This is a genomic window from Nocardioides sp. LML1-1-1.1 (assembly GCF_040676175.1).
Classification (GTDB): Bacteria; Actinomycetota; Actinomycetes; order Propionibacteriales; family Nocardioidaceae; genus Nocardioides.
On the sequence record NZ_JBEGHK010000004.1, the window covers coordinates 228,520 to 246,652 of the forward strand.

Here is an 18,133-nt window from a genome sequence, read left to right on the forward strand (position 1 = left end):
GACGGTGCTGAGTGCCCTGGGTGGCGTGCTGGTGCTCGCGCTGGCCCTGTCCGGCGTACGTCTCGCCGGCTGGCTCGGCGGCGAGGACCCCGACGACCTCGTGGTCAGCGCCGACTTCGCCGACACCACCGGCGTCTACGTCGGCAACGACGTCACCTACCTCGGCGTCAAGGTCGGCGAGATCGTCGAGGTCCAGCCCCGCGGTACGACGATGCGGGTCGTCATGCACCTGGCGCCCGGCACCCGGGTCCCCCGCGACGCCGGCGCCGAGATCCTGCAGGGCTCGCTGGTCACGGACCGGTTCGTCGAGATCGGGCCGGCCTGGGACGGCGGCCCGACCCTGGCCTCCGGTGCGCACATCGACGTCCGGCACACCCGCTCCCCCGCCACCGTCGACGAGATCGCGAAGGCCATCGACGACCTGGTGCTCGCGCTCGACGCCGGGCTCGGCAAGGGCAAGGGCGGCGCCGGTCTCGGCGACATGCTCGCGACCACCGCGAGCGCGCTGAAGGGCAACGGCGCCCACCTGCGGCGGGCGCTGGCGGAGAGCCGCGACGCGCTGGCCGTCGTGAACGCCAAGGACGCCGACCTCACCGCCGTGTCGAAGAACCTGGTCCGGCTCGTCACCGAGCTGTCCCGGCGCGACCGCAGCATCCGCGACTTCACCACCGCCACCGCCGACACCACCGGCGTGCTCGCCGAGCAGCGCCAGGAGCTGGTCGCCACGCTCGGCAGCCTGGACCGGTTGACCCGGCTGACCACCGACTTCCTGAAGCAGAACGGCGACGTCCTGGGCGCCGACCTCGCCGGCCTGGCGGACGTCGTCGACGTCGTACGGACGCACCAGGACTCGCTGGGCGAGGCCTTCGACGTGATGCCGACGATGGCGGAGAACTTCTCCCGCGCCTACGACTGGGAGCTGGGCCGGCTGCGGGTGCAGTTCGCGTTCAGCGCCGGGCCGTTCTCGTCGGCCTTCCGCAGCCACACCTGCCGGACCCTCGCGGGCGGCCTGGGCGAGAACGGCATCCGGATGTGCAACGTGCTCTTCAGCCAGGACGGCACGGGCGTGCTGGACCCCCTCCTCGACGGCCTCTACGACGGCCTGCCGGGCGGCATCCCGTGACCGGCGTGCGCGGCGCGATCGCCGCAGTGCTGCTGGCGCTCGGCCTCACCACCGCCGGGTGCGGGCTGAGCCTGGAGGACGTGCCGCTGCCGTCGCTGGTGGACGGGCCGACGTACGCGGTGACGGTGGAGTTCGCCGACGCCCTCAACCTGCCCGTGGACGCACCGGTGAAGCTCGAGGGCGCCACGGTCGGGCAGGTGACCTCGGTCGAGGCGGGCGAGTACGTCGCCGAGGTCGGCCTCGCGCTGTCCACCTCCGTGCGGCTGCGGGCCAGCTCGCGTGCGGAGATCCGGCTGACCTCGCCGATGGGCACGGCGTTCGTCCAGCTGTTCCCCGGGACGACCGGCAAGGCCCTCGTGGCCGGCGACACGCTGCCGGTGGGCGCGACCGGCTCCGCACCCGACGTGACCGACCTGCTGTCGTCGCTGTCGACGGTGGTGACCGGCGGCAGCTTCACCGACATCTCCACGATCATCACCCAGCTGAACACCGCGCTGACCGGCAACGCGGGCGACGTACGACGGCTGCTCGCCAGGCTCGACGTCGCCGTCACCGACCTCAACGCCGACTTCCCCCGGGTGGACCGTCTGACGGTGGCCCTGGACCGGCTGACGAAACGGCTGGCCGGCGACCTGCCGGAGGTCACCCGCTCGCTGACCGACCTGACCGACCTGGTGACCTCCTTCGACGCCCAGCGCCGGGACCTGGTGCTCGCGATGGAGGCCCTGAGCCGTTTCGACGCCGTCGCCACCCCGCTCACCACGGCCGTCCGGCAGGACCTCGTGGCGCAGCTGAAGGACATGCGGCCCGTGGTCGGCACGCTGCTGCGCGGACGTGCCGACATCGACGGCGTGATGCGGGGCCTGATCGCCTTCGCCGACGGCAGCGACCGGGCCGCGCCCGGCGACTTCGCGAACTTCGACCTGACCTTCCTCCTCGACCCCGAGGCCCTGGGCGACACGGGGGGACGATGACCGACGCCGAGCTCCACAGCAGCGCCCGCCAGTGGCGGCGCCGGATCCACACGGCCCAGACGCTGATCCTGGTGATCCTGGTCGCCGGTGTGCTGTACGTCGCCGACACGGTCGTCGGCGGATCGCTCTTCCGCAACCCGTACCACCTCACCGTCGAGCTGCCGCAGGCCGCCGGGCTGCACGAAGGCTCCGTCGTGACCTACCGCGGCCAGCGGATCGGCGAGGTGGTCGACGTCCGGCTCAGCGACGCTCCCGGCGTCGGCGCGGTCGCCGACCTCGAGATCGAGTCCGGGGTGGAGATCCCCACCGACAGCGCGCTGGAGGTGCGCAACCTGTCGGCCGTCGGCGAGCAGTACCTCGACGTCCGGCCGCGCACCGACGACGGGCCCTACCTCGCCGACGGCGCCACCGTGCCGGTCGCCGCGGCCTCGGTGCCGGTCAGCGTGCCCGAGGTGCTCGCCCACGCGCAGGGCCTGATGGCGCACCTCGACATCGGCGACATCCGCACGATCGCCACCGAGACGCAGGCGATCTTCGGCGCCGGCGAGGGCGACGTCGACCTGCGGGCGCTCGCCATCGAGATGGAGACCGCCTTCGCGATGCTGCGCCGGCTCGAGCCCGACCTCACCACGCTCGCGCAGCGCGCGGAGCGCCCGCTCGCCACGGTCGCCGACCTCTCCCCCGAGATCCGCCGCATGTCCGCCGACCTGGAGGCGATCGCGCGGTCGCTGGCCGCGGCGACACCCTCGGTACGACGCACGGTGGTGACCTCGCTCGACCTGCTGCCCCGGCTGGAGCGCTGGTGGCGGCAGGCCTCGCCCGAGCTGCGGCGGATGCTGCGCTCCGGCGTACCGCTGACCGAGATGGCGGCCCGTCACCTGCGCGGCCTCCAGCACTGGCTGGACTGGGCGCCCGCGCAGGCCGACGTGATGGCCGGCAGCACCCGCGGTGGCAGCGGCCGGGTGGTGCTGGTGCCGCGGATCCTCAAGAACTGCGTCTACGACCGCTCCGTCCAGCGCGACATCCAGGACACCACCCGGCGCACGCCGGTCACGACCGTGCGCTGCACCGACCCGCCGCCCGGCACCCAGGGCCGCGGCTCCGCGAACGTCCCCCGGCAATGACCCCCACCCGAGAGGAACCCCCGATGACCACCGACACCCAGGCCGCCACCTTGGCCGTGCGCGCCGAGATCGAGGCGGAGATCGCCGGCCTGACGCTGCCGGTCGCCTTCGCCCGGACCGTGGCCGCGGAGGGCGAGCGTCCGGCGTACTCGGACAAGGTCGGGATCGACCTGTCCGGCGGCTACGCACCGGGCTGGCGCACGCTGTCGTGGAGCGACCTGTGCGAGCAGGCCCTCGACGCGGCGGGTGCGCTGATGGCCGCCGGCGTCGCCCGCGGCGACCGGGTCGCGCTGATGGCGAGCAACCGGACCGAGCACGTCGTCGCCGACCTCGGTGCCGTGCACGCGGGCGCGGTCTCGATGTCGGTCTACAACACGCTCTCCCCCGAGCAGGTCGCGTACGTCGCCGGCCACGCCGAGCCCACGGTCGTCGTCCTCGAGACGGCCGACCACCTGGCCCGCTGGACGAAGGCGCTCGAGGAGAGCAGCTCGATCCGCCAGGTCGTCCTGCTCGACGCCGAGGCGCCCGCGGGCGACCACCGCTTCGCCACCTGGGACGCCTTCCTCGCCGCCGGGGCCGCCTGGCGCGCCGAGCACGCCGCCGCGCTGGACGCCCGCACCGCGGAGATCACGCCGGACGACCCGCTGACGATCCTCTACACCTCCGGCACCACCGGGAACCCCAAGGGCGTCGTGCTGACCCACCACGCGGTGCTCTACGAGTGCGCCTGCTCGTTGCGGGTGGCCGCCCCCACGCAGCACAACGACTTCATCTCCTACCTCCCCTTCGCGCACATCGCCGAGCGCACGCTGGGGATGTACATCCCGCAGGTCAACGGCGCGCACATCCACCTCGTCGCCGACCCCGCACACCTGCTGGGCGCGCTCGGCGAGGTGCACCCGACGCGCTTCTTCGGCGTGCCGCGGGTGTGGGAGAAGATCAAGACCGGCATCTCCGCCAAGCTCGCCGCGGAGACCGACCCGGAGAAGAGGGCCCAGGTCGAGGGCGCGCTCGCCATCGGCCTGGAGTACGTCGAGGCGTTGCAGTCCGGCGGCACGGTCTCCCCCGAGCTGGAGGCCCGCTACCAGGCCGCCGACGCCGGCCTCCTCGCCTTCCTGCGGGCCCTGCTCGGCCTCGACCGCTGCGAGTGGGCCGCGTCGGCCGCTGCCCCGATGCCGTTGGAGGTGGCGCGCTTCTTCGCCGGCCTCGGCATGCGGATCTACGACGTCTACGGGATGACCGAGACCTGCGCGGCCGTCACCGCCTGCGGCCCCGACCAGTTCCGGCTCGGCACGGTCGGCCGGGCGCTGCCCGGCATCGAGATCTCGCTGGCCGAGGACGGCGAGATCCTGGCCCGCGGCCCGGTCGCGTCGCAGGGCTACTACCGGCAGGAGTCCGCCACCGCCGAGCTGATCGACGCCGACGGGTGGGTGCACACCGGCGACATCGGCGAGCTCGACGCCGACGGCTTCCTCAAGGTGGTCGACCGCAAGAAGGAGATCATCGTGACCTCCTCCGGCAAGAACATCGCGCCCTCCAACATCGAGAACTACCTGAAGGAGAGCCCGATCGTCGGGCACGCCTTGGTCTTCGGCGAGGGCAGGCCGTACGTCGTCGCGGTGCTCACCCTCGACGCCGAGATCGCCCCGCTGGTGGCCGCCCAGCTCGGCATCCCCGCCGGCACCTCGCTCGCCGAGCTCGCCCAGCACCCCGCGATGCTGGCGGTGGCACAGCAGGCCGTCGACGCCGCGAACGAGCGGCTCTCGCGGCCCGAGCAGGTGAAGGCCTGGGAGCTGCTCCCCGTCGAGTGGACCGCCGAGTCCGAGGAGCTCACCCCGACGCTCAAGCTCAAGCGCCGGGTCGTGCACGCCAAGTACGCCGACGTCCTGGAGAGGCTCTACTCGTGACCGCCACCGTCGCCGCGACCACCTCGGTCCGCCCCGCCTGGGTGGACGACGAGCGCCTCGCCGAGTGGGACCGCTGGGTCTTCCGCGACCCGGCCGGCACCGCGACCAGCACCGCCACCGCGCCGTACGACGGCCTGCCGACCGCCACCGTCCCGGTGAGCAGCGCCGCGGACGTCGCCGACGCGATCGCCAGCGCCCGTGCCGCCCAGCGGCCGTGGGCACAGCTGCCGTGGGCGAACCGCGCGGCGATCGTGCTTCGCTTCCACGACCTGCTCGTCGAGCGCCAGGACGAGGTGATCGACCTCATCCAGTGGGAGATGGGCAAGGCCCGGTTCAGCGCCTGGCAGGAGATCCTGCAGGTCGCCACCATCGCCCGGCACTACGCGCGGCACGGGCAGCACTACCTCGGCACCGGCAAGGTCCGCGGCGCGATGCCCGGTCTGACGAAGGTCCGCGAGGTGCGCGTGCCCAAGGGCGTGATCGGGATGATCTCGCCGTGGAACTACCCGCTCTACCTCGCGGTGGGTGATGTGCTCCCCGCGCTGCTCGCGGGCAACGGCGTGGTCAGCAAGGCCGACTCGCAGACCCCGCTCACCCTGCTGTGGACACGGGCGCTGATGGCGGAGGCCGGGCTGCCGACGGACCTGTGGCACGTGGTCGTCGGTCCGGGCTCGGTGGTCGGGGACGCGTTGATCGGCTCCCCGGAGTCGGGGCCGGGTGTGGACCACATCTGCTTCACCGGCTCCACCGCGACCGGCCGCTCGGTCGGGCGCCGGGCCGGGGAGATGCTGATCGCCGCCTCCCTGGAGCTCGGCGGCAAGAACCCGCTTCTCGTGCTCGCCGACGCCGACGTCGAGAAGGCGGCGGCCGGCTGCGTCGCGTCGGCCTTCGCCAACACCGGGCAGATGTGCATCTCCATCGAGCGGGTCATCGTCCACGAGGCGGTCTACGACGCCTTCCGCACCGCGCTCGTCGCCGCCACCGAGGCGCTCACCCTGGGCCAGACCTTCGACTACTCCGTCGACGTCGGCTCCCTGGCCTCGCCCGCGCAGCTCGAGATCGTCACCGCGCACGTCGCCTCCGCCGTCGAGGCCGGCGCCACCGTGCTCGCCGGCGGCCGGGCCCGCCCGGACCTCGGCCCGCTCGTCCACGAGCCGACGGTCCTGGAGGGCGTGACGCCGCAGATGCCGGTCTGCCAGGAGGAGACCTTCGGGCCGGTCGTCTCGCTCTACCGGGTGACCTCCGAGCAGGAGGCCGTGCTGGCCGCGAACGAGGGGCGCTACGGCCTGTCGGCGAGCATCTGGTCGCGACGGACCGGCGCCGCCGCGGCGCTCGCCTCGCGGATCCGGGCCGGCTCGGTCAACATCAACGACGGCGCCGCCGCCGCGGCCGGCTCGATCGAGGCCGGCATGGGCGGGATGGGCGACAGCGGCCTGGGCCGGCGGCACGGCGCGGAGGGGATCCGGAAGTACACCGAGTCCCAGACCGTCGCCACCCAACGCCTGGTCCCGCTCGGCCCACCGTCCGGCATGGCGCTGGAGAAGTTCGTCGGCCTCGGCAACGCGCAGCTCCGGCTGCTCCGGCGGCTCCGGGTGCGCTGAGAACTCCCCGCCGCCGTCGTACCGGACATCCTTGTCGTGAAACGCACCGATCGACGACAGGAACGTCCGGTACGACGCTCAGGGTGCCGGCTCGAAGGCGAGGTAGTGCACCTCGGTCAGCGGCCGGCTCGCCCGCTCGAAGATCCGCTGGCCGAGGTTCCACTGCGCCTTGATCGCGCGCGCCGCCGCGGCCCGCTCCGCGTCGGTCTCCAGCACCCGGCCGACCGCCGCGACCGGGTCGCCGAGCGGCTTGCCGGTGACCGTGCAGGGGGCGACGAGGGCCCGCGGGTCGCGCCGGAGCCGCTTGGCCTTGTAGGCCTCGATCTCGGTCCAGACCACGATCCGCTCCCCCTGCCGGGCGAACCAGACCGGCGTCGGCACGGGCGTGCCGTCCTTGCGGTAGGTCACCAGCAGGCAGTGGTCGTGCCCGTCGAGCACGGAGAAGTCGCCGGCACGCACCGGGCGGTCGAGGACGTCGAAGGCCTCGTCGGAGCGGGCGGCCAGCATCGGCCGCTTGGCGGCGCGGACCAGCCGCCGGGCGAGGGTGTCGGGAAGCGCGACCATCGTGGTGCCTTTCAATAGACTGATCGGTCTATTGTCATCATGGACGCCGCCGCTGTCCAGCGCACCGACCTGAGGAGGTCACCGTGACCGGTCCGCGTGAGCGACTGCTCGCCACCGCCGTCACCCTGATCCGCGAGCGCGGTGTCGCCGGGACCGGGCTGGCCGAGCTGCTCAAGGAGAGCGGCACCGCCCGCGGCTCGATCTACCAGCACTTCCCGCGCGGCAAGGACGACCTGGTCGCCGCCGCCGTCGCCGAGGCCGGCACCGACGGGCGCGCCACCCTCGCCACCCTGCGCGCCCTGGGCGACCCGGCGGTCGTCGTCACCGCGATCATGCACGCCGCCCGCGACACGCTGGACGCCGACGGCTACGTCCACGGATGTCCCATCGCGGCCGGCGCCCTCGCCGGCCCGGACTACCCCGCGGTCGTCGGTACGGCGGGCGACGCCCTCGCCGGCTGGGTCGAGGAGCTCGCCGGCGTCCTCGCCGCCACCGGGATGGCCGCCGAGGCCGCCAGCCCCTTCGCCAGCCTGGTGATCAGCGTGTTCGAGGGTGCGCTCGTCCAGGCGCGCGCCAGCCGCTCCCCCGCACCCTTCGACGCCGCGGCCGACCAGCTCGCGCTGCTCGCCCGGGCCCAGCTCGCCTAGGCCGCGCGCGCGACCTCGGCCAGCAGCGCCGGCGCCAGGTCACCGCGCGGGGCCACCTCGATCGCGTCCAGCCCGAGCCAGCCCGCGAGCCGGCGCAGCTCGACCGCCAGCTCGGCCGCGGTGTCGGCCGGGGCGTGCGGCTCCGCCCACGCCGACTGCACCAGCAGCCGCCCGGTCGCCCGGTCCGCCTTCAGGTCCACCCGGCCCACGATCCGGTCGCCCAGCAGGAACGGCAGCACGTAGTAGCCGTGCACCCGCTGCGCCGCCGGCACGTAGATCTCGATCCGGTAGAAGAAGTCGAACAACGCCAGCGCCCGGTCCCGCTCCCACACCACCGGGTCGAACGGGCTCAGCAAGGACCGGGCCCCCACCCGGCGCGGCAACCGCGCCCCGACGTGGAGGTAGGCCGGGCGCTTCCAGCCCTGCACGCTCACCGGCTCCAGCTCGCCGGCCGCGACCAGGGCGTCGATCGCCGGACGGGCCTCACCGACCTTGAGCCGGTAGTAGTCGGCCAGGCACTGCGCGCTCGCGACCCCGTGGGACCGGGCGGCCCGGCGGACCAGCTCGACATGGGCCTCGGGCGCGGAGAGGGCGGGCGCGTCGACGTAGCGGGCCGGGAGGACGCGCTCGGGCAGGTCGTAGCGGATCTCGAACTGGCTGTTGCGCCCGGCGATCGCCAGGTCCCCGACGGTGAAGAGGTAGTCGAGCACCCGCCGGGTGCGCGACCAGTTCCAGCCCCAGTGGTCCTTGCTGCGCGGCAGCCCGTCGTCGAGCTCACGCGCCGTGCTCGCTCCGCGTTCCGCGATCTCGGCGAGCAGCGCCGCCTCCAGCGCGTCGTCCTCGGCCACGAAGGACCACTTGCCGCGCCGCGCCCGGTAGTGGTCCATCCGGTGCCTCATCACCGGCCACAGCTCCACCGGCATGAACGCCTGCACGTGCGCCCAGAACTCCACCACCCGTCGCTGCCGGCCGCTCGACGCACGGCGGAGCAGGTCGACGTCGTAGGGGCCCATCCGGGAGTAGAGCGGCATCAGGTGGGCCCGCTGCAGCACGTTGACGCTGTCGACCTGGAGCACGCCGGTGCGCGCGAGCGTGCGGTCGAAGGTCCGCAGGGTCGGGACGGCGTGCGCCGGGTCCAGGAAGCCCTGGGCCGCCAGCGCGACCCGTCGCGCCTGGGCGAGCGACAGGGACTGCGTGCTGCTCACCCGGCGAGCCTACGGACGCCCGCCGACAGCCGGCCGGGCGCCGGCGGCCTGAGGCCGGCGGCCGCGGGACGAAGCCGGCCGAAGCCGGAGGAAGCGAGGAACGAGCGACGCGCTCGCGCCATCAGGCAGCGAAAGGTGGTGGCAGCCGCGGAGCGCCGCCGGCCCGGAGCCGGAGGAAGCGAGGAACGAGCGACCGCAGGCGCAGGGAGGCGCCGCTCCGCGCGCCACCAGTCTTGCCGCCAGACGAACGCCACCACCTACCGGACGCGACCGCGGCGCGGCAGCGCGGCGCGAGGAACGAGCGACGCGCTCGCGCCATTCCAGCTAGTCGAGGTCGACGAGCTTGGCGCGCACGGCGTACATGACCGCCTCCATGCGCGAGTGCAGCTGCAGCTTCTCCAAGATGTTGCGCACGTGGTTCTTGACGGTGTTCTCGCTGATCGCGAGCTGGGAGGCGACGTCGCGGTTGCTCAGGCCCTTGGCGACCAGGCGCAACACCTCGAGCTCGCGCTCGGTGAGCTTGAGCGCCGGCCCGGCGGTGCGCTCCGGCTTCGACATCGTCTTGAACTCGTCGATCAGCTTGGCCGCCATGGACGGGCTGATCAGGGACTGGCCGTCGGCGACGACCCGGATGCCCTGGGCGACCTCCTCGATGGAGGAGTCCTTGAGGAGGTAGCCCGACGCCCCGCTCTTGACCGCCTCGTAGAGGTCGGCCTCGTCGTCGGACATCGTCAGCATGATGATCTTGGTGGTCGGCACCGCCTCCTTGATCGCGACGCACGCCTCGATCCCGGACTGCTTCGGCATCCGGACGTCGAGCAGCACCACGTCGGGCACGGTGCCGACGACCAGCGCCACACCCTCCGCCCCGCTGCTCGCCTCACCGACGACGTCGATGCCCTGCTCGATGCCCAGGAGCATCGTCAGGCCGCGCCTGAACAGCTCCTGGTCGTCGACAACGACCACGCGTACCGGTTCGCTCACCAGGTTCCCCAGCCCTGCGGCTCCCGACGGATTCCCACTCGCCACATCGGCATCATGGCACGTCTCGGCGGCAGGGGCGGGCACGTACCATCCCCGCCGCGCCCGGCCGGGCGCCGGAGCGGCATCCCGGCCGGTCCTCGCAGCATGCGCCGGTCACTCTCCCCCGGCGTCCACCTCGAGGGAGATGACGCCGTAGTCGTAGCCGCGCCGGCGGTAGACCACCGCGGGGCGCTCGCTCTCCTTGTCGACGTAGAGGTAGAAGTCGTGCCCGACGAGCTCCATCTCGTACAGGGCCTGGTCGAGGGTCATCGGACTGGCCGGGTGGGTCTTCTCGCGCACGACGAGGGGCCCGTCCCCGGTGACGGTGATCGGGCCGACCTGGCGCTCGATGGCCACGTCGTCCTCGCTCGACCCGGTGTCGTCGTAGCCGTCCACCGGGACGTCGGACAGTGCCTTGCCTACCGAGACCGGCGTACGACGGCCGCGGTGCACCCGCCGCCGGTCGGCGGCCCGCCGCATCTGCGCCGCCATCTTGTCGAGGGCGAGGTCGAGCGCCGCCATCTTGTCGTCGGCAGCCGCCTCGGCCCGGATGACGGGCCCCTTGGAGTAGGCGGTGAGCTCCACGTGGATGGAGGAATCGTGCTGACGGGGATTGGGCTCGCAATCGACCTCGACGTGCACCCGGATGATCCGGTGATCGTGCTTCTCCAGCTTCGCGAGCTTCTCCGTGGCGTGCTCGCGGAACCGGTCAGAGATCTCGCAGTGCCTTCCGGTGACCACAACATCCATCAGTTACCTCCAAGGGATTCGGTGATGGGTTCTCCCGCCGACTCTGGACGGGACGTGTGAACAAACTCGTGGGAGCGGGCACAGCCGGCGCACGAAACGGTGGTGCGACAACGCGCTACGCAGGGTCGGCCGCCAGGCGGACCCAGCCACGTGCCCAGGCCAACTGCGGCGCGGCAGCGCGGCGAGAGCCGCGCGCCCAGCAGCTTGCTGCCGACCGCCGCGGCGAAGCCGCGCTCGCGCCATAGAAGGAGTCCGCCCGGCCGACCTGGTCTTCGTCCCCACACCCGCCTGCTGAGGCTTCCGCAGCTTGGTGCCACTACCGGCCTTCTCCCGGGGGCGGACGTATCTGACGTCCGTCCCGAGGCAGGACTTACGACTAAGCCGCACCGTGATCACCGGCCCGGAGGCCGGCTTACGTGGACCGTTTCGCCTGCGACTGGCATCGGCTAGCCGCACCCGGCCGAGCGCGTGCTCCGCCGGTGCGGCGCAACCACGGACCCGGACGGACTCCATGCAGAGACGTTAGTCCGTCGCGATGGCCGACGAAAGGCTTCACCCGAAGTTGGCCGCCCGGACCTTGCGCCGGGTGGCGGCCACGGCCGCCGCGGCGTGCACCTGCAGGCCGCTGGCCTGCAGCGCGCGCTGGGCCTCGCGCAGGGTCGCGCCCGTCGTCACGACGTCGTCGCAGAGCACGAGGTGGGCGCGCGGCACCCGCCCCGCCAGCCGTCGTACGGCGGCCGAGGAGACCGCCATCGAGCCGGCGAGGTTGGCCGCGCGGGCCGCCGCGTCCAGGCCCGCCTGGTCGCGCACACCCGGCCGCACCCGCAGCAGCCGCGCGACGAGGACCGGAGCGTCGCCGCCGGTGAGCAGGCGGGCCGCCGCCCGGGTCATGGCGAGGGTGGGGTCGTGCCCGCGCTGCCGCACCGCCCGGGACCGGGAGGGCACGGGGACGAGCACGAGCGGGTGCCCGGGGCCGGCCCGGGCCTCGACGACGGAGCGGGCCAGGAGCGCGCCGAGCGGCCGGGTGAGCGCGAGCACCCGGTGCTCCTTGTGGGCCAGCACGAGGGCGCGCAGGAGGTCGTCGTAGTCGCCCACGGCGTACGGCGGCACCAACCCCGGCGGCGTCGGGCTCGGCCACCGCGGCACCGCGTCGACGGGCAGCCGGTCCGCGCAGGGCCGGCACAGCGCCCGCCCGGGCCGTCCGCAGCCGACACAGGCGGCGCCGAGGACCAGGTCGCCGAACCCGTCGGCGAGCTCGGAGGAGACCGTCACGGTCCCACCTCACCAACCCGTCGGCGCTGCGCCAAGGGCCCGCGGCGGATCTGTGGACAAGGTGGGCCGGGAAGTGGCTCAGCCGACGAAGTCCAGCTGGGTGAGGGGCGTCGCGCCGGCGGGGTACTCGTGCTGGTCGACCATGCTGACGTACCGGTCCGGGTAGACCGCGAACATCGCGGTGCCCTCCCCCGGCTCGGCCGCGAGGCCGACCAACCGGCCCGAGACGATCGGCGAGAGCGAGTCCACACCGACCGAGGCGCCGTCGACCGCGACCACCTCGACCTCGTACAGCACCCCGGGTGCCGTCGTCGTGAGCAGGGCGACCCGGACCGGCGTGGTCCAGGCGAGGTCGTCGATCTGGGTGCCCTCGGCGGCCCGGACCAGCAGGGGCACCCTGATCCCGGCGACCCGCCCGCGGCCGTTGATCAGTACCCGCGCGCTGCGCACCTCGTCGCCGCCGGCCGTCCGGACGACGGCGACGAGCCGCGTCCCGTCCCGCGACACGATGAGCGAGCGCGTCGCGCGACCGGTGATCCCCCGGACGGCCACCTGCCGGGCCCGGTCGCCCTCGACCAGCCAGACCCGCGCCCCGCCGCGGCCCTGGTCGAGGACCCACAGCCGGCCGGCGACGTCCCAGGACAGGTGGGTGTAGGTGCCACCGGTCAGCACGGTGCGGGCCTCGGCGGACGTGCCCTCGGCGCGCACGGGCCCGACCCGGACCCGGCGCCCGCCGTCGTCGACGCCCGCGGCCTGTCGCCCGTCGGGGCGGACGGCCATCGTGACGAGTCCGGCGTCGGTCTGCCCGAAGGGTCCCGAGGCGACGCTCAGGTCGCCCGCGCCGCCGGCCACGAGCTGCCCCCGGCTGATGCCGAAGAGCGTGCTGGCGGCGGAGCTGCCGGCCGGGTCGAAGGCCTCTCCACCGGTCACCGGGAACTGCGACGCACCGCCCGGGATGGGCAGGTCGCGCCCGCCCATGGTCACCCGCAGCGCTCGGATGCTCGGGTCCTGGCGCAGCGTCCAGGCGAGCTGAGCGAGCATCAGCTCGGACTCCTCCGCCGTCAGCCGCGGCGCGTCCCCGACCAGGTTGATCTCGGCCACGCCCTTGTCGTCGACCGGCACCGACAGCGCGACCGCGAGCCCGCGCGGCACGAACGAGCGCACGATCCCGCGCGCCCGCGGCGGCGGCCCCTCCATCAGGCCGGTCACCAGGCTGGTCGCGAGCTGGTCGCCCTGCGGCACGAAGACCGGCTCGGGGACGAGGATCTGGGCGATCGGGTCGAAGTAGTAGAGCGAGACCTGGCGGTAGCGCTGCTGGAACCAGGTGACCGGTACGACGAGCGCGTCCATCGGGTCGACGATGCGGTACTCGCCGTCCTCCACCGTCAGCCGGAAGTCGAGCTGGAGGTCGGAGCCCGACAGCGCCCCCGTCCACGCCCCCGCCTCGTCGAGCGCGTCCGCCGCGCTGAGCCGGACCTGGACGGTGCCGCCGGACTCCCGCACCGGCTGGGCGTCGGTGTAGACGATCGTCCGCCGCTCGGGGTTCCAGCCGGTGGCGGCCTCGTCGGTGAGGTACTTCTTCGCCACGTTGATCTGCACCGGCCACGCCGTCATCGCGTCGAGGAAGCCGCCGACGATGTCCGAGCGCGAGGCGCCCTCGCCGGGCGGCCGGGCGTCGATGTCGCTGGCGCGGCGGGTGTCGCCGCCCCCGATCACCGGTACGTCGACGACCGGGCCGTCGCTCGGCATCGACACGCAGCCGGCCAGCAGCAGCGCGAGCGCCACGAGGGCGGCCGGGAGCACTCGTCTCATCGTTCCCCCTCCGGAGCCGGTACGACGGCGCCGAGCGCCGCGTCGGAGGACACCGCGTCCTCCGGGATCAGCGGCAGCGGGCTGTGCCGCAGGGTGACCCCCGCGCGCCGCGGCAGGGTGAGCCGGAACTGCGCGCCCTGTCCCGAGCGCCCCCACGCCTGCAACCAGCCGCCGTGCAGGTGCGCGTCCTCCTGGGCGATCGCCAGGCCGAGGCCGGTGCCGCCGCTGATCCGCGCCCGCGCCGGGTCCGAGCGCCAGAACCGGTTGAACACCATCGCCGCCTCGCCGGGTGCGAGCCCCACGCCGTGGTCGCGCACGGTGATCGCCGCAGCCTCCTCGTCGGAGGCGAGCCGGACCTGGACCACCTCGGTGGGGTCGTCGGCCATGGCGTGGTCGATGGCGTTGGTGACCAGGTTGCGCAGGACCCGCTCGACGCGGCGGCTGTCCACCTCCGCGCGCACCTCCTCCTCGGGGTGCTCCACCACCACCCGGATGCCGCGCTGGTCGGCCAGCGGCTGGGCGGCGGCGACGACCCGGTCGACCACCTCGCCGAGGTCGACGTCCTCCGGCGCGAGCACGGCGGCGCCGGCGTCGAAGCGGCTGATCTCCAGCAGGTCGATGAGCAGGTTCTCGAAGCGGTCGAGCTCGGCCTGCAGCAGCTCGGCGGCCCGCGCGGTGGCGGGGTCGAAGTCCTCGCGCGCGTCGTGGAGGACGTACGACGCCATCCGCACCGTGGTCAGCGGGGTCCGCAGCTCGTGGGAGACGTCGGAGACGAACCGCCGCTGCACCCAGCTCAGCTCCTCCAGCTGCCGGATCTGGCGCTGGAGGCTGGTGGCCATCTGGTTGAAGGAGTAGGCCAGCCGCGCGATGTCGTCCTCACCGGTGACCTGCAACCGCTCCTGCAGCCGGCCCGCCGCGAGCCGCTCGGCCACCCGCCGGGCCAGCCGGATCGGGGTGACCACCTGCCGGGTGACCAGCCAGGTCAGCCCGGCGACCAGCGCGATGAGCAGTCCGGCGGCCGTCAGCAGCGCCCGGGTGACCAGGGCCAGGGTCTCCTGGTCCTCGGTCAGCGGGAAGAGGAAGTAGAGCGTGTAGGTCTTGCCGTCGGAGGGCAGCTGCACCTGCGAGCCGACGATCAGCCCGGGGACCGAGGAGGCCTCGCCGTCGCGCTTGCTGACGATGTCGGTGTAGGTCCACGCCGCCTCCCGGTTGGCGCCGTCGAAGTGCGCCTCCAGGCTCTGCGGGATGCTGACGAGGTCCAGGCCGCTGGTGTACTCCCCGCCGCCCTCGCGCAGCGGGATGTCCTCACCCTCCGGGCCGGCGAGCACCACGCTGTAGCCCCGGCTGTCGCCACGCTCGATGATCGGGTCGACCAGGTCGCGCTGCTGCCGGCTGACGTTGACCTCACGCCCCGAGGCCGCCTCCAGCCGGTCGGTCGCGTCGGAGACCTCCGCGTCGACCTCGCCGAGCACCACGTCGACCCGGTGGTCGAGCAGGCCGTCGCGGGTCTGCTGCAGCAGGATCCAGCCGACGGCGCCGACCACCACCGTGGAGAGCACCACGGTGCTGACCACGACGCGCGCCTGGATGGACCGGCGCCAGAACGTGAGCGCTCGTCGTACCGCGGGGGCGACGCGGGTCCACAGGTCGCGCAGCACGCTACGCCGAGCCGGCCTTGTAGCCGACCCCCCGGACGGTCAGCACGATCTCCGGGTGCTCGGGGTCGTGCTCCACCTTCGAGCGCAGCCGCTGGACGTGCACGTTGACCAGCCGGGTGTCGGCGGCGTGGTGGTAGCCCCAGACCTCCTCCAGCAGCACCTGCCGGCTGAGCACCTGGCCGGGACGGCGCGCGAGGCAGAGCAGGAGGTCGAACTCCAGCGGCGTCAACGGGATCTCCTGCCCGTCGCGCGAGACCGAGTGACCGGCCACGTCGATCTGGAGGTCGCGGATCGCGAGGGTCTCCGGCGCGACCGGCTCGGTGCGTCGTACCCGCGCGCGGATCCGGGCCACCAGCTCCTTGGGCTTGAACGGCTTCACGACGTAGTCGTCGGCGCCGGACTCCAGCCCGACCACCACGTCGACGGTGTCGCCCTTGGCGGTCAGCATGACGATCGGTACGACGGACTCGGCCCGGATCTCCTTGCACACGTCGATGCCGTCCTTGCCCGGCAGCATCAGGTCGAGCAGCACCAGGTCGGGGCGGTAGTCGCGGAACTCGGCGAGCGCGCTGTCGCCGCGCGGGCAGACCCGGCTCTCGAAGCCCTCCTGGCCGAGCACGATGCTGAGCATCTCCGCGAGCGGGGCGTCGTCGTCGACGACGAGCACCCGACCCCGGGTGGGGTACGACGCGGCGGACGATGTCATGTCCACCATCCTAGGGGCGGACACAGCGGAGCCCCCGCACCCGAGGTGGGTGCGGGGGCTCGCGCCGAACAGCTCAGTAGCGGTAGTGGTCGCTCTTGTACGGGCCCTCGACCGGGACGCCGAGGTAGTCGGCCTGCGCCTGGTTGAGCTCGGTCAGCTCGACACCGATGGCGTCGAGGTGCAGCCGGGCGACCTCCTCGTCGAGGTGCTTCGGGAGCACGTAGACCCCGATCGGGTACTCCTCGAGCTTGGTGAAGATCTCGATCTGCGCCAGCACCTGGTTGGTGAAGGAGTTCGACATGACGAACGACGGGTGGCCGGTCGCGTTGCCGAGGTTGAGCAGGCGGCCCTCGGACAGCACGATGATCTTCTTGCCGTCGGGGAAGATCCACTGGTGGACCTGGGGCTTGATCTCGTCCTTGACGATGCCCTCGATCTTGGCGAGGCCGGCCATGTCGATCTCGTTGTCGAAGTGGCCGATGTTGCCGACGATGGCCTGGTTCTTCATCTTCTCGAAGTGCTCGACCCGGATGATGTCGAAGTTGCCCGTGGTCGTGATGAAGATGTCGGCGAACTCGACGACCGACTCCAGGCGCTTGACCTCGTAGCCGTCCATCGCCGCCTGCAGCGCGCAGATCGGGTCGATCTCGGTGACGATGACGCGAGCGCCCTGGCCACGCAGCGACTCCGCGGAGCCCTTGCCCACGTCTCCGTAGCCGCAGACGACGGCGGTCTTGCCGGCGATCATCACGTCGGTGCCGCGGTTGATGCCGTCGATGAGCGAGTGGCGGCAGCCGTACTTGTTGTCGAACTTCGACTTGGTGACCGAGTCGTTGACGTTGATCGCCGGGAACAGCAGCGAGCCGTCCTTGAACCGGTCGTAGAGGCGGAGCACACCGGTGGTGGTCTCCTCGGTGACGCCCTTGATGCCGGCACCGATGTTGGTCCAGTACGTCGGGTCGTTGTCGAGGGAGCGCGCGAGGACCCGGAGGACCTCCTTGTACTCCTCGTTGTCGGTGGTGTCCTGGCCAGGCACGGCGCCGGCCTTCTCGAACTCGGTGCCCTTGTGGACCAGCAGCGTGATGTCGCCGCCGTCGTCGAGGATCATGTTCGGACCGATGGCGTTGCCGTCGGCGTCCTTGAACTGGAAGACCTTCTCGGCCTCGTCCCAGTACTCCGCCAGGGTCTCGCCCTTCCAGGCGAAGACGGGCGTGCCCTGCGGGTCCTCGACGGTGCCCTTGCCCACGACGACAGCGGCGGCCGCGTGGTCCTGGGTGGAGAAGATGTTGCAGGTGGCCCAGCGGACGTCGGCGCCGAGCGCCGTCAGCGTCTCGATCAGCACGCCGGTCTGGATCGTCATGTGCAGCGAGCCGGCGATGCGGGCACCCTTGAGGGGCTGCGTGGCGCCGTAGCGGCGACGCATCTCCATCAGGCCCGGCATCTCGTGCTCGGCGAGGGTGAGCTCCTTGCGGCCGAACTCGGCCAGGCTCAGGTCAGCAACCTTGTAGTCCATGAAAAGTGATCCTCGAGGTTCGAGTGTCGTCCGTCCTGCGGCGCATCTGCGCTACGTCGGGATCTCCCGCGCATGACACCCGACACCTTACAAGCGGGGTCCGACGCGCGGGCAATCACAGCAGAAACCGTCACGTTCTCTCCCGGGCGCGGTTCCGGCCGTCGTTCTCCACAGGCCGGGGCCGGCCCGGGGCGGGTTCGCGGACGTCGGCGCTGGACTGCCGCCATGGACCTGCTCGGCCGCCTCGGGCACAG

15 protein-coding genes are annotated in these 18,133 nt (G+C 72.9%); 6 read left to right on the forward strand and 9 right to left on the reverse strand.

Annotated elements, in window-relative coordinates:
• The first annotated feature begins 4 nt into the window (after positions 1-4).
• The 5 genes from MRBLML1_RS16230 to MRBLML1_RS16250 are packed head-to-tail and all read left to right on the forward strand — an operon-like array spanning position 5 to position 6,729.
• Positions 5-1,123 carry an MCE family protein gene (locus MRBLML1_RS16230; RefSeq protein WP_364517776.1) on the forward strand — a complete coding sequence of 373 codons (1,119 nt, stop codon included), beginning with the start codon at positions 5-7 and terminating at the stop codon, positions 1,121-1,123.
• The gene (locus tag MRBLML1_RS16235) at positions 1,120-2,097 is read left to right on the forward strand and encodes an MlaD family protein (protein WP_364517778.1); all 978 of its coding nucleotides are present in this window, start codon (positions 1,120-1,122) and stop codon (positions 2,095-2,097) included. The genes MRBLML1_RS16230 and MRBLML1_RS16235 overlap by 4 nt, the downstream gene beginning before the upstream one ends.
• Positions 2,094-3,221, forward strand: a complete 1,128-nt coding sequence (locus MRBLML1_RS16240; protein ID WP_364517780.1) for an MlaD family protein — start codon at positions 2,094-2,096, stop codon at positions 3,219-3,221. The genes MRBLML1_RS16235 and MRBLML1_RS16240 overlap by 4 nt, the downstream gene beginning before the upstream one ends.
• Positions 3,222-3,244: 23 nt before the next feature.
• Positions 3,245-5,128 (forward strand): AMP-dependent synthetase/ligase, encoded by a 1,884-nt coding sequence (locus MRBLML1_RS16245; protein WP_364517782.1) that lies wholly within the window; start codon positions 3,245-3,247, stop codon positions 5,126-5,128.
• Positions 5,125-6,729, forward strand: coding sequence for a succinic semialdehyde dehydrogenase (locus tag MRBLML1_RS16250; RefSeq protein WP_364517784.1), 1,605 nt, complete (start codon positions 5,125-5,127; stop codon positions 6,727-6,729). The genes MRBLML1_RS16245 and MRBLML1_RS16250 overlap by 4 nt, the downstream gene beginning before the upstream one ends.
• A gap of 78 nt (positions 6,730-6,807) precedes the next feature.
• Here the strand turns inward: MRBLML1_RS16250 and MRBLML1_RS16255 are convergent, their stop codons facing one another.
• Positions 6,808-7,293 carry a PPOX class F420-dependent oxidoreductase gene (locus MRBLML1_RS16255; RefSeq protein ID WP_364517786.1) on the reverse strand — a complete coding sequence of 162 codons (486 nt, stop codon included), beginning with the start codon at positions 7,291-7,293 and terminating at the stop codon, positions 6,808-6,810.
• 83 nt (positions 7,294-7,376) lie between these two features.
• Here MRBLML1_RS16255 and MRBLML1_RS16260 point away from each other — a divergent pair, with 83 nt between their 5' ends.
• Positions 7,377-7,940: a TetR/AcrR family transcriptional regulator gene (locus MRBLML1_RS16260; protein ID WP_364517788.1), complete on the forward strand. Its 564-nt coding sequence runs from the start codon at positions 7,377-7,379 to the stop codon at positions 7,938-7,940.
• Here the strand turns inward: MRBLML1_RS16260 and MRBLML1_RS16265 are convergent.
• From MRBLML1_RS16265 to ahcY, 8 genes are all read right to left on the reverse strand, one after another.
• Positions 7,937-9,145, reverse strand: coding sequence for a winged helix-turn-helix domain-containing protein (locus MRBLML1_RS16265; RefSeq protein ID WP_364517790.1), 1,209 nt, complete (start codon positions 9,143-9,145; stop codon positions 7,937-7,939). The two genes, MRBLML1_RS16260 and MRBLML1_RS16265, sit on opposite strands and share 4 nt — an antisense overlap.
• Positions 9,146-9,469: 324 nt before the next feature.
• Complete coding sequence (locus MRBLML1_RS16270) at positions 9,470-10,129, reverse strand: response regulator transcription factor (protein WP_364517792.1); 660 nt, start codon at positions 10,127-10,129, stop codon at positions 9,470-9,472.
• A 153-nt stretch (positions 10,130-10,282) separates the two neighbouring features.
• On the reverse strand, positions 10,283-10,918 hold the full coding sequence (gene hpf / locus MRBLML1_RS16275) for a ribosome hibernation-promoting factor, HPF/YfiA family (protein ID WP_364517794.1): 636 nt from the start codon (positions 10,916-10,918) through the stop codon (positions 10,283-10,285).
• A gap of 552 nt (positions 10,919-11,470) precedes the next feature.
• On the reverse strand, positions 11,471-12,190 hold the full coding sequence (locus MRBLML1_RS16280) for a ComF family protein (RefSeq protein ID WP_364517796.1): 720 nt from the start codon (positions 12,188-12,190) through the stop codon (positions 11,471-11,473).
• A gap of 78 nt (positions 12,191-12,268) precedes the next feature.
• Positions 12,269-14,002 (reverse strand): LpqB family beta-propeller domain-containing protein, encoded by a 1,734-nt coding sequence (locus tag MRBLML1_RS16285; RefSeq protein WP_364517798.1) that lies wholly within the window; start codon positions 14,000-14,002, stop codon positions 12,269-12,271.
• Complete coding sequence (gene mtrB / locus MRBLML1_RS16290; protein WP_364517800.1) at positions 13,999-15,660, reverse strand: MtrAB system histidine kinase MtrB; 1,662 nt, start codon at positions 15,658-15,660, stop codon at positions 13,999-14,001. Before mtrB ends, MRBLML1_RS16285 begins: the two co-directional genes overlap by 4 nt.
• A gap of 1 nt (position 15,661) precedes the next feature.
• Positions 15,662-16,366: an MtrAB system response regulator MtrA gene (gene mtrA, locus MRBLML1_RS16295; protein WP_364517803.1), complete on the reverse strand. Its 705-nt coding sequence runs from the start codon at positions 16,364-16,366 to the stop codon at positions 15,662-15,664.
• 73 nt (positions 16,367-16,439) lie between these two features.
• The gene (gene ahcY, locus MRBLML1_RS16300) at positions 16,440-17,879 is read right to left on the reverse strand and encodes an adenosylhomocysteinase (RefSeq protein ID WP_364517805.1); all 1,440 of its coding nucleotides are present in this window, start codon (positions 17,877-17,879) and stop codon (positions 16,440-16,442) included.
• Positions 17,880-18,133: the final 254 nt, after the last annotated feature.

Bases quoted from the DNA above. Each gene is read 5' to 3' on its own strand.
- MRBLML1_RS16240 (WP_364517780.1), top strand. From the start codon at position 2,094: ATGACCGACGCCGAGCTCCACAGCAGCGCCCGCCAGTGGCGGCGCCGG.
- MRBLML1_RS16245 (WP_364517782.1), top strand. From the start codon at position 3,245: ATGACCACCGACACCCAGGCCGCCACCTTGGCCGTGCGCGCCGAGATC.
- mtrA (WP_364517803.1), bottom strand. From the start codon at position 16,366: ATGACATCGTCCGCCGCGTCGTACCCCACCCGGGGTCGGGTGCTCGTC.
- hpf (WP_364517794.1), bottom strand. From the start codon at position 10,918: ATGGATGTTGTGGTCACCGGAAGGCACTGCGAGATCTCTGACCGGTTC.
- MRBLML1_RS16255 (WP_364517786.1), bottom strand. From the start codon at position 7,293: ATGGTCGCGCTTCCCGACACCCTCGCCCGGCGGCTGGTCCGCGCCGCC.
- ahcY (WP_364517805.1), bottom strand. From the start codon at position 17,879: ATGGACTACAAGGTTGCTGACCTGAGCCTGGCCGAGTTCGGCCGCAAG.
- MRBLML1_RS16285 (WP_364517798.1), bottom strand. From the start codon at position 14,002: ATGAGACGAGTGCTCCCGGCCGCCCTCGTGGCGCTCGCGCTGCTGCTG.